The sequence below is a fragment of the Mycobacterium gordonae genome (assembly GCF_002101675.1).
GTDB lineage: Bacteria > Actinomycetota > Actinomycetes > Mycobacteriales > Mycobacteriaceae > Mycobacterium > Mycobacterium gordonae.
In genome coordinates, this window is sequence record NZ_LQOY01000242.1 from 96,830 (window position 1) to 106,793 (window position 9,964).

Sequence of the window (9,964 nt, forward strand, 5' to 3'; positions counted from 1 at the left end):
TATGTGCAACAAGGCCTGACAACATAGGGTGTCCACGCGAAATTTCCCGGTTATCCGGTGCATTTATTGACGGCGCCGGGTTGCCCGGCGGGTCAGCAGCGACAGCACCCAGCTAACGATCGACAAGAGGATTGCCGCCCAGATCGCGGTCCACCAGAAGTGGTCGATCTGCAGGCCCCAGTGGGTGGTGTCCTTGGTGATCTGCGCGGTGATCCACAACATGAACGCGTTGACGACGATGTGGAAGAGACCGAGGGTCAGGATGTACATCGGAATTGACAGAATCTGCACGATGGGTTTGACGATGGCGTTGACCAATCCGAACAGCACCGCGACCACGAAGATGATGCCGATCCGCTGCGGCGTGGTGTTGCCGCCGACGAAGGTCAGGCCGGGAACCAAAAGCGTGACGACCCACAGCGCGAGTCCAGTCAATACCGCGCGTACCAGGAAAGCGGCCATGGGCAGATCCTGCCACTGAAGGCCGCGCCGGAACGTCTAATTCAGCCCGTAGAAACGCTGGGCATTGAGTGCGCCGATCTTTTCCCGGGATTGCTTGCTGATATCCCGCCGTTGCCGCAAATGTTTCGTGCTTTCGGGCCACTCCCCGTCCCAATGTGGGTAGTCGCTGGCGAACATGATGAAGTCGTCCCCCAGCACGTCGATCACCCCGGGCAGGATCGGCTCCTCCGGCTCGCACGTCACCCAGATATTGCCGGCCCGCAGGTACTCGTGCGGATCACGGCGCCAGCCGCCCTCGATCCAGTCGCCGCGCTTCTCGTAGTGCTCGTGCAGGCGATCGATGAAGAACGGCACCCACCCGGCCCCTGCCTCCAGGAACGCGACGCGCAGGTCTGGGTGGCGTTCGAACACGCCGCCGGACACCAGGGCCGTCATCGCGGTCATCTGGTCGAACGGGAAGCTGATGCAATGCACCTGGATGTAGTTGGTGAAGCGGTCGACGCCGATCTTCGGCAGGTGAATGCCGGGCGCGCCGTGGATGCCCAGCGGCATGTTGAGCTGCACGGCGGCGGCATAGAAGCTGTCGAGGTCGGGGTGGTCGAGATTGCGGGTCTTCAGGGCCGGAGGTACCAGCGTCGCGACGAGTCCCAGCTGTTTCGCTTCGGCCAGGATGTCGATGGCCACGTCTCCATGTTCGATCGGCGTCACGGCCACACCGCGCAGCCGGCCATGCGTCGGCTCGCAGAAATCGGCGATCCATTGGTTGTAAAGACGCGCGAAACCGGCGGCGAACACCGGGTCCTCGAGGCTCGGCACGCAGAGTCCGAGGCTGGGATACAGCACCATCGTGTCGAGTTGATCGCGGTCGGCGTCGGCGAGCACTCCCTGTGCCGTTGAGCAGTTGATGTCGGGCACCTTGGTGATGCCGTGCTCCGGCGGACACCCGGCGCCCGGGCCGGTGTCCTCGGGATAGTTGCGGCCTTCGATCGTCAGCCGGGGCCGCCGATCATTGCTCAGCTGCACGCGATCCGGCCAGCGCTTCAAGGCCTCGAAGGCGAGCGTCGAGTTCTCGGCGACGTGTCCATCGGCATCGATGATCCGCATGTATCCGGAACATACTCGCTCGCGCGCCGGACTCGCGGTATGGCGACACGTAGGCCACGATGCTCTCGTGACCAGACAGCGGTTGACCAGCGACCAGCGCAACTCCTTCCTGGCGGCTTTCCTGGGCTGGACGATGGACGCCTTCGACTTCTTCATCGTCGTGCTGGTCTATGCCGACATCGCCGAGACGTTTCACCGCAGCAAGACCGAGGTCGCGTTCGTCACGACGGCAACCCTCGTGATGCGACCAGTCGGCGCGTTGCTGTTCGGGTTGTGGGCCGACCGGGTCGGCCGGCGACTCCCGTTGCTGGTCGACGTGCTGTTCTATTCGGTGGTCGGGTTCCTGTGCGCGTTCGCGCCGAACTTCACGGTGCTGGTGATCCTGCGACTGCTCTACGGCATCGGCATGGGTGGCGAGTGGGGCCTGGGCGCGGCTCTGGCCATGGAGAAGGTCCCCACCGAGCGGCGCGGCTTCTTCTCCGGCCTGCTGCAGGAGGGCTACTCGTTCGGTTATCTGCTGGCCAGCCTGGCCTCACTGGTCGTCATGAACGGGTTCGGCCTGTCCTGGCGCTGGTTGTTCGCACTGAGCATCATCCCGGCGATGATCAGCCTGCTAATCCGCTACCGGGTCGAGGAATCCGAGGTATGGGAGGCTGCCCAGGACCGCATGCGGCTGACCAAGACCCGGGTGCGCGACGTCCTGCGCGACGCCAAGGTCATCCGCCGGTTCTTCTACCTGGTCTTGCTGATGACCGCCTTCAACTGGATGAGTCACGGCACCCAGGACGTCTACCCCACCTTCCTGAAGGCGACCGTCGACCATGGCGCGGGGCTGTCCAGCGCAACCGCCCGGTGGATCGTGATCGTCTACAACGTCGGCGCCATCATCGGCGGCCTGGCCTTCGGTACGTTGTCCCAGCGCTTCGGGCGCCGCTACACCATCGTGTTCTGTGCCGTGCTGGCATTGCCGGTCGTGCCGATCTTCGCCTATTCCCGCACCGCGGCGATGCTGTGCCTGGGTTCGTTTCTGATGCAGTTCTTCGTGCAGGGCGCGTGGGGCTGCATCCCCGCGCATCTCACCGAGATGTCGCCGGACGCCATCCGCGGCCTGTATCCGGGTGTGACATATCAGCTCGGCAATCTGCTGGCGGCATTCAACCTGCCGATCCAGGAACACCTGGCCGAGACGCACGGCTATCCCTTCGCGCTGGCGGCGACGATCGTGCCGGTGCTGGTGATGGTGGCGTCGTTGACGCTGATCGGCAAGGACGCCACCGGAATTCGGTTCGGTTCGTCTGAGAGTGCGTTTCTGCCGGCTACGAGCTGAGTGCCCGCAGCAACAGGTGCATGGCCACCGTGGTCGAGCGTTCCCGGACGTCGGATCGGTTGCCCGGCAGCCTCAACGTGCGGGTGACGGACGGGCCGTCACTGCGCGCGACGGTGAAACACACTGTGCCGACCGGCTTTTCGTCAGTTCCGCCGCCGGGGCCGGCGATTCCGGTGATGGCTACCGCGGTATCGGCGTCGAACTTTGTGAGCGCGCCCGCGGCCATCGCCTCGGCCACCGGCTCGGAAACCGCGCCGTGCTGTTCTATGAGTGCGGCGTCGACGCCGAGCAGGTCCACCTTCGCCTCGTTGGAGTACGAAACCACGCCGCCCGTCACGTAATCCGAGGACCCGGGGCGGTCGGTCAGCCGTGCCGCGAGTAGGCCGGCGGTGCAGGATTCCGCCGTCGCGATCCGGCGGCCCGTCAGTAGCCGCGCGACCAGATCGTCGACCTGCGAACCGTCTTCGGAGAACACCTGCTCGCCGTGGCGCTCGCGTAGCAGTTGCGTGAGTTGCGCGTAGGTGTCGGCCGCGTCGGGTTCGTAGCGTGTCACGATCTCCAGCTCGCCGCGGCGCAGGCACGTGGTGATCTCCAGCGAGGCGAAGCCGAGGATGGCAGTTTCGGCGTCGCGCAGCGTCTCGGCCAATCCCGACTCCGGAAGGCCGAACATCCGCACCATCTCCTGGCGGTAGACGGTGCGGCCGGCGATCGCGTCCCGTACGCCGGATGTCTCAATTGCCTTGTGCCACATGGGCTGCAGCTCGCGCGGCGGCCCGGGCAGCACCAGCACGGCGGGCTTGCCCGGCACCACCACACCCGGCGCGGTGCCTACCGGGTCGAGGATCTGCGCGCCGACCGGAACCATGGCCTGCTTGCGGTTGGCCGCCCTTACCGACTCGAACTTCCCCGGTTCCATCAGGGAGGCGAACGCGGGGTTGCGCGCCATCAGGGCCTTGAGAATGTCGGCGATCCGGTTTTCCAGGGCTTCGTCCAGCTTCAGTTCGCGGCCGCAGAACCGGGCTACCACCTCAACGGTCATGTCGTCGGCCGTCGGGCCCAGGCCGCCGCTGGTGATGATCAGGTCCACACCCTGGTCGGCCAGGAACCGCAGCTGCGCCTCGATGTCGGCGGGGCGGTCCCCGCAGATGGTGATATGCGCCAGTTCGACGCCCAGTTCGAGCAGCCGGTCGGCCAGCCAGGGGCCGTTGCGGTCCTGTACCCGTCCGGTCAGAACCTCGGTGCCGGTGACCACGATGCCTGCGCGTGCGCTCACCGTGCCGAGCCTACGCAACCGTCAGATGATGATGCTTCCGTTGGTGCCGCTCGCGCCGAAGCCGGCCGGGCCGGTGCCGCCGCTGCCGCCGGTGCCGACCGATGCGGTGCCGCCGATACCAGCGTGGGCGTCCCCGCCATTACCGCCGTTGCCACCTTTCGCGCCGAGTAGTGTGCTGTCGCCGCCATCGCCACCGTTTCCACCGGCGCCTTTTCCGGTGCCCAAAGTGGAGCCCAGCCCTCCGGCTCCGCCAGTGCCGCCGATCCCGCTGGCAGCGCTGTCTCCGCCGCTTCCGCCAAGCCCGCCCGTCGCTGTGGCCACGCTGAAGGTGTTAGTGACGTTTGCCTCTCCGCCTGCCCCGCCGGTGCCTCCGGTGCCGGAACTGATTGGGGCACCGCCGTTACCGCCGCCTCCGGCGGTTGCGGCTCCCAGTCCGGCGTTCGTCGCGGCGCCTCCCTTGCCGCCGGTGCCGCCATTACCGCCGATTCCGCCGACGCCTCCTTTCCCACCCGTTGCAGTCGCCACGCTGCCGGGGTTGGTGACGTTCGCGTTTCCGCCTGCCCCGCCGGTGCCTCCAGTGCCGGAATTGCTGGCGGCACCGCCGGCGGCGCCGACCCCGCCGACTGCGGCTCCCAGTCCGGCGTTCGTCGCGGCGCCTCCCGCGCCGCCCTGGCCGCCATTACCGCCGGTTGCGCCGCCGGCGGCCCCAGCGCCACCGTTGCCGCCGGTCGCGATGCCGTTTGAACTCGTGTCGATGATTATTGCGCTGCCGCCATTTCCGCCGGCGCCGCCGCTACTTCCAGTGGTCGAACCTATGCTGCCGTTGCCGCCTTTGCCGCCGAACGCATTACCCGTTCCGTCGCTGATCGCTTGCCCACCGTTTCCGCCTGCCCCGCCGACGGTCGTACCGGTTGCGCCGTTGCCGCCGAGACCTCCCGTGGCGGTGCCGGCGCCGGTGTGAATCGCCCCTCCACCGTCGCCGCCGGTGCCACCAACACCGGCTGTGGCGGTGCCACCGGCTCCGCCGGTGCCGCCGACGGCCGCGCTCGCGCCCTGATTGCTGTTGCTTTGGGCGTTGCCGCCGTCACCGCCGCGTCCCTGGACGCCACTGTTGCTGGCGCCGCTGCCGCCGGCGCCGCCGGTGCCGCCCTTGGCCGTGGCCGTCGAGTTGAGGTTCGAGATGACAGCGTCGCCACCCTTGCCGCCGGCTCCCCCGCCAGCGGTGGCACCGTTGCTCTGACCGCCGTTGCCGCCGGTTCCGCCGTTGGCGCTTCCCGTACCGGTGGTCGATGCTCCCCCTCCGGAGCCACCATTCCCGCCGGTGTTCCCGGTGCCACCGATCCCGCCGGTGCCACCCGTCGACACGGCATTGGAGCCGGTGTTGTTCACGGCCGCGGTGCCGCCGTTGCCGCCCAACCCGCCCAGTGCGGTGCCGTTTCCACCCGCGCCGCCATTGCCGGACGTGGCGATTCCCAGGCCGAAGTTGGTCGCGGCGCCGCCTTTACCGCCAGCTCCGCCGATGTTGCCCGTGCCTCCCGTGCCGCCCTTGCCTCCGGTGGTGCTACCGGTCGAGGCGGCAGGGCTGACTTGCGCGGAACCGCCGACGCCACCGGCACCGCCCGTCCCGCCACTGGTTCCGCCGTCCCCGCCGGCGCCTCCGGTGGCAGGGCCGGTTCCGCCGGTGTTGAGCGCGGACCCGCCCTGACCGCCAGCCCCGCCTTTGGCACCGGCAGCGGCGGCGCCGCCGCCCTTACCGCCCGTGCCGCCAGTGGCGGTGCCTGCACCGGTTTGATTCGCCGCGCCGCCCGTACCGCCGGCGCCGCCGGTGCCGGCGGCACCCGTGGCCGCGCCGCCGGCGCCGCCGGCACCGCCGTTGGCGGCGGCGGCGGTCACATTGTTTCCGGAGCCCCCGTCGCCACCGCGGCCGCCGTTGACGCCGTCCCCGCCGGCACCTCCTGTCCCGCCCGTGGCGGTAGCGGCCGACGTGATGTTGGTGATGTCCGCGTCGCCGCCCCGACCGCCGCTCCCACCGGGACCCGCGGTCCCAATGCCGCCCGCGCCGCCGTTGCCCGGGTTGACATTCCCGGTTCCGCTCGTGGTCGCCGAACCGCCGAACCCGCCCTTGCCACCGCTCGCACCGTTGCCGCCGGTTCCACCGTCGCCTGCGATCGCAGCAGACGTGGAGCTCGCGTTGGAGATGCTGGCAGTTCCGCCGCCGCCACCGGTTCCGCCGGTACCGCCGGTGCCGTTGCCGCCCGAGCCGCCGGCTCCGGCTTTCGCGGTGCCCGTCCCGGCGTTCGAGGCCCCGCCTCCGAGCCCGCCGGCGCCGCCTGCCGAGCCACTGGCGCCCGCGCCACCCTTGCCGCCGGTAGCGGTGGCGTTCGAGCCGATGTTGCTGACTTCCGCGTCACCGCCGTTTCCGCCGGCGCCGCCGACACCCCCTAGCGTGGCGGTGCCGTTCGAACCGGCGCCACCTACCGCGTTGCCGGTTCCGCTGTTGCTGGCAGCGCCACCGTCACCGCCGGCTCCGCCACCGAAATCACCCGTACCGCCCGCTCCGCCGTTGCCGCCCGCCGCGGTGCCTGCTCCGGTATGGATCCCCTTACCGCCGGTGCCACCACCACCGCCGATGCCGTTGGTCGCGATGCCGCCGGCCCCGCCCTTGCCGCCCACCGCTGCGGCCGTGCCGCTGGCGCTGTTTGACTGACCGTTACCGCCGTCGCCACCGCGCCCTAACCCGCTGCTGTTGTCCAGGCCCGTTCCGCCGGCGCCGCCGGTGCCGCCGGTGGCGGTAGCCGAGGACAAGGTGTTGTTGATGGTCGCGTCACCGCCTCGACCACCGGCCCCACCTCCACCGCCGCCGTTGCTGTCTCCACCCTTGCCGCCGGTTCCGGGAGTGACATTTCCTGTTCCGGTGGTGGATGCCGAGCCACCGTCGCCGCCGTCACCGCCATTGGTGAAACCGACGCCCCCAGCCCCGCCTATGCCGCCGACTGCAGTCGCCGAAGAGGTGGTGTTGAAGATGTTGGCCGAGCCGCCGCTACCGCCAGCCCCGCCCACGTCGTCGGTTCCCTGGCCTCCGGCCCCGCCGGCGCCGGAGATGACTCCGCCCTTGCCATTGGTAGAAGCGCTACCGCCCGAGCCGCCGGCTCCGCCGACGGAACCATCGGCGCCCGCTCCGCCAGCGCCGCCTTTGGCGGTGGCCAACGACCCAGAGTTGTTGATCTGCGCGCTTCCGCCGCTGCCGCCCGCTCCTCCGGTTCCCCCGGTGGTGCCGGTCGCACCGTCCCCACCGGTGGCGTTGCCGGTTCCAGTCTGGATCGCATAGCCCCCGCCGCCACCGGCACCACCCACTACGGATCCCTGACCGCCGGTCCCGCCGTCGCCGCCGAACGCGTCACCGGTTCCGGCGTGTTCGGCCCCACCGCCGGCGCCTCCGCTCCCGGCGGAGCCGTTCAGGGCATTGCCGCCGGCCCCGCCGGTGCCACCTGTCGCGGTCTGATTGGAGGTGGTGCTGAGGATGCGTGCGGTACCGCCGACGCCACCGGCGCCCGCGGCAGCGGTGGTGCCATCGCCACCCTGCCCACCGGTGCCGGCGGTAACGCTGCCGGTTCCCTTGCTGACGGCGTCGCCACCGGACCCGCCCTGACCGCCGGAGGTTCCGGTCGCACCGGCGCCGCCGTTGCCACCGATTGCCGTGGCGCCGGATCCGGGGTTACTGACCTCCGCTTGACCGCCTGCGCCGCCGGCGCCGCCGGTGCCGCCTGCGCCGCCGCTCGTGCCGTCGGCGCCGGCGCCGCCGATTGCGTTACCGGTTCCGCTGTTGGTCGCCGACCCACCGTTCCCGCCGGCCCCACCTCCGATGACACCCGTGCCGCCCGAGGCGGCGACACCGCCGACGGCGGTGCCGGCTCCGTCGTGGATCCCGGCACCTCCGGAGCCGCCGGCACCGCCGGTGCCCGCGGTGGCGTTGCCGCCGACGCCGCCGGTGCCGCCGGTGGCTGTGCTCGTAACGCTGCTGCTGTTGGTTTGTGCGGAGCCGCCGGTGCCTCCGAGCCCTGCGGAGAGATTGTCGACACCATCGCCGCCGGCACCGCCGGCGCCGCCGATCGCGTTGACTATCGAATTCGGATTGGTGATGGTGACATCGCCGCCGCCGCCACCATTGCCGCCGCCGCCGGTGGTGCCGGTGCCCCCGTTGCCGCCCGAGCCGCCGGCCACGCCTCCGGTCCCGTCATTCGTGGCCGCCCCGCCTTTACCGCCGTTCCCACCGGAGGTGCCGTCGGCACCCGCACCGCCTTTGCCGCCGGTGGCCGTAGCGGTGGAGAGGTTGCTGTTGACCAGGGCGCCGCCGCCGGATCCGCCTGCCCCGCCGAAGCCGGTATTCTCCCCGCTGGTGCCATCAGCACCTGCTCCGCCGACGGCGTTACCCGTTCCGCCGTTGGTGGCGAACCCGCCAGCTCCGCCGGCTCCACCTCCGGCAGGACCGGTGCCACCCACTCCGCCCACCCCGCCGATGGCGGTGCCGGCCCCGTTGTGGATGCCGACTCCGCCGGTCCCCCCGCTTCCGCCGACGTTATCGGTGGCGTTGCCGCCCGCGCCGCCGGCGCCGCCGGTGGATGTCGTGCTGGCGTTGGTGCTGTTGGTTTGCGCGTTGCCCCCGGTGCCGCCCGCGGACAACTGGTTGTCGACTCCGGTGCCGCCGGCACCGCCTTTGCCGCCGACCGGGCTGACGGTCGAGTTCGCGTTGTTGACCGTCGCGTTTCCTCCGGCGCCGCCGGTTCCGCCGGCGCCGACAAGGCCATTGCCGCCCCTACCTCCGGTACCGGGATTGACCTGTCCCGTTCCAAAGGTCGTCGCTGACCCACCGGCACCGCCGTCTCCGCCATTGATGCCGTCCCCGCCGATACCCGCGGCGCCTCCGGTGGCTTTTGCCGTCGACAGTGCATTGACGACAAAGGCGCTTCCGCCGTCCCCGCCGCTGCCGCCCTCGCCCGTCAAACCCCCGCTGACGCCGTTGGCCCCGGCGCCGCCGACGGCGTTTCCGGTTCCGTTGCTGGCGGCAGCGCCGCCGGCGCCGCCGTCTCCCCCACCCGCAGCGCCGGTGCCTCCGGCCCCGCCGGCGCCACCGATCGCGTCGGCGGCGCCGTTGCTCAATCCGACACCGCCGGTGCCGCCGTTCCCGCCTCGACCGATTACGGCGTCACCTCCGGCACCGCCCACCCCGCCGACTGCTTGTCCGCTGCCGCTGTTGAAACCGTCGCCGCCCAGTCCACCGCTGCCGCCGTTGCCGGTGCCGGCGCCGTCACCGCCCGCTCCGCCCGCGCCGCCGACGCCACCGGACGCACCGCTGTTTCCGCCCCCTCCGCCGTCGCCGCCATTCCCGCCGGACGTGGCGTTGCCGCCGGCCCCGCCGACTCCCCCGCGCCCATAGCTGCCGCCCAAGCCGCCCTGTCCGCCTTTGCCGCCGGAGGTCCCGGCGGGAGCTCCGTCGGCGGCGGCGTCGTAGCCTTGGCCGCCTGTACCGCCGGTGCCGCCGTTACCCGCGATGATGCTTCCCGTCAAGCCGCTGGCGCCGGGACTGGCACCCGGTCCACCGGCCCCACCTCCGATGCCGCCGACGCCTACGGCGCCAGGGTCACCGCCGTTGCCGCCGGAGCCGCCTGTGGTCAGAACGGAATTGCCCGCGCCGCCGACACCGCCGTCCCCGGGCGCTCCGGCGTTGCCGCCGACTCCACCGGTCCCGCCATTGCCGTTCGCTCCCGCAGCGCCGAAGAGTAACGAGCCGCGTCCGCCGC

General features: G+C 70.8%; 5 protein-coding genes. 1 reads left to right on the top strand and 4 read right to left on the bottom strand.

The features are described 5' to 3' along the window. Window positions 1-63: 63 nt before the first annotated feature. Together AWC08_RS31320 and AWC08_RS31325 are read right to left on the bottom strand one after the other, a co-directional pair. Window positions 64-462 (bottom strand): phage holin family protein, encoded by a 399-nt coding sequence (locus tag AWC08_RS31320; protein WP_065132550.1) that lies wholly within the window; start codon window positions 460-462, stop codon window positions 64-66. A gap of 36 nt (window positions 463-498) precedes the next feature. Then, entirely contained in the window at window positions 499-1,566 is a 1,068-nt protein-coding gene (locus tag AWC08_RS31325; RefSeq protein ID WP_065132549.1) for an amidohydrolase family protein, read from the bottom strand. 67 nt (window positions 1,567-1,633) lie between these two features. On the opposite strand from AWC08_RS31325, the gene AWC08_RS31330 reads away from it, so the two are divergent. After that, window positions 1,634-2,893 (top strand): sialate:H+ symport family MFS transporter, encoded by a 1,260-nt coding sequence (locus AWC08_RS31330; RefSeq protein WP_167545008.1) that lies wholly within the window; start codon window positions 1,634-1,636, stop codon window positions 2,891-2,893. Here AWC08_RS31330 and AWC08_RS31335 read toward each other — a convergent pair. Beyond that, window positions 2,883-4,166 (bottom strand): competence/damage-inducible protein A, encoded by a 1,284-nt coding sequence (locus tag AWC08_RS31335; protein ID WP_065132548.1) that lies wholly within the window; start codon window positions 4,164-4,166, stop codon window positions 2,883-2,885. The genes AWC08_RS31330 and AWC08_RS31335 overlap by 11 nt on opposite strands. Before the next feature lie 21 nt (window positions 4,167-4,187). Continuing rightward, window positions 4,188-9,964 (bottom strand): PE family protein (locus AWC08_RS36900; RefSeq protein WP_159460041.1); only part of this gene is annotated, 5,777 nt, incomplete at its 5' end.